The 1,672-nt window shown below is 55.9% G+C and carries 2 protein-coding genes; both read right to left on the bottom strand.

Annotated features, from left to right (window positions below; genetic code table 11):
- Positions 1 to 810: plasmid partitioning protein RepB (gene repB / locus EOB59_RS34710; protein WP_128290294.1), on the bottom strand; the 810-nt coding region annotated here is incomplete at its 3' end.
- A gap of 78 nt (positions 811 to 888) precedes the next feature.
- Positions 889 to 1,672 (bottom strand): plasmid partitioning protein RepA (gene repA / locus EOB59_RS34705; RefSeq protein WP_128290293.1); only part of this gene is annotated, 784 nt, incomplete at its 5' end.

Genomic DNA, 1,672 nt, shown 5'->3' with positions numbered 1-1,672 from the left:
TACCGCGGTTTTTTTGCTCTTCGCCTTCTTCTTCAGGTCGTCGAGCAAAACTGCGAAGCGCTGGTCGGTATCGACACTCGCAAACTCGTCGCTTCGAATTAGATTTGACGCCTGGGCCGATTTGCCAGGCAATTGGAGAAGTTTCTTGAGCTCCTCCCAGCGATCCCTCCCAACGCCTCTCGCGGCGCCCAATGCATCCAGAACATGTTCGGGAACGTGCTCCGCAACTGCCAGCATTCGGGACAGGAGCGTATCGTCGATTGTAAGCGCGCTTTTGACCGTCTCCTTGTCAATTCCGGAGCTGGTCAGTTTACGTGCAAAGAGGGCCTTCTCGATGAAAGTGAGGTCGGAGCGGGCGGTGTTTTCCTGCCCCTGTGCGATCACATGTGCGATGTCCTCGATCGGCTTGACGACGGCCTTCACAGCGATGCCGAGATGACGGGCAGCGCGAGCACGGCGATGGCCGTAAACAATGACAAAGCGGCCAGAAACATCTGGGTGAGGCCGAACGAGGATAGGCGAGGACTGACCAGCCTGCTCAATAGCCGAGACCAACGCGGAAAAATCCTCGTCGTTGCTGGCAATCCGATCAGCGAAAGGGGAGGCCTCAAGGAGGTCCGGATCAAGGGATACGATCGTTTCGCCCTCTAGGACGCGCATAGAGTTTTCCGCCATCTCATCGAGAGACTGCATCATCGAGCGCGTTGCGCCACGACGGGCATATTCGGCCCTGCTCTCCGATGAATTGCTTTGCGGCTTCCGATCGCCCACGGTCGCCCCGATGTTGGCCAAGAGGTGCTTTCTAGCCATTTGCACCCTCCATTCTCGTATTTACTGCGCTGATTTTGCGAGGTTTTTTGCGGTTCTGCACGGCTGTCAAGAAAGCGATCACTTCCGCCCCCATGCTTTGTGTATCAGCGAGACAATCTCGCTATTGACTGCGTTGAGGGACTCCATCGCACGGTCATACGTTGAACGCGTGAACTGGCTGCGCTCAACCTCATAAAGGGTCTGCTTGGTAATACCGGCATCAGATATGGCGGTGGACTTAACCATCTGATTGGTGAGCATCCGCTTGTTGAACATCGCCTGCATGAAACCAACCATCTGTGCCTGCGGCCCGTCCATCGGCTCGTATCTCGTCACCAGATAGCGGAACCACTTCAGCCGGACTTTCGCCCCGACCCCCTTTATCGACTGCAAGATCCCGCCAAGCATGAGCAGGAACTGGCTCATCGACATGATGTCGAGCATCTGCGGATGGACCGTGATAAGAACAGATGTGGAGGCTGTCAGCGCGGTGAGCGTGAGATAGCCGAGCTGAGGAGGGCAATCGATCACAACCACGTCATATTGATCGTCGACCTCTTTAAGGGCCTGCGTAATGCGGGTGAAGAACATACGCCCTTCAGGGGAATTTTTGTTCGAAGCCGCTAGTGGTGTCTCGTACTCGTATTCCTGGAGTTCGAGGTTCGCCGGGACGATGTCGAGCCCCGGAAAATTCGTCGGTTGAATCACGTCCTTGATCGAGCTGCGTTGATCATCGTAGCGAAGCGCCTCGAAAAGCGACGGATTCTTGTCAAGTTCGGGCTGCATCCCATGAAGAGCAGTGAGTGAAGCCTGTGGGTCGAGGTCGATCGCAAGGACACGATGGCCAGTGAGAGCGAGGTAC

The organism is Mesorhizobium sp. M7A.F.Ca.MR.176.00.0.0 (assembly GCF_004023165.1).
Lineage (GTDB): Bacteria > Pseudomonadota > Alphaproteobacteria > Rhizobiales > Rhizobiaceae > Mesorhizobium.
The sequence above is the reverse complement of the archived record's forward strand: the minus strand, read 5'-3'. Positions and strand labels throughout refer to the sequence as shown.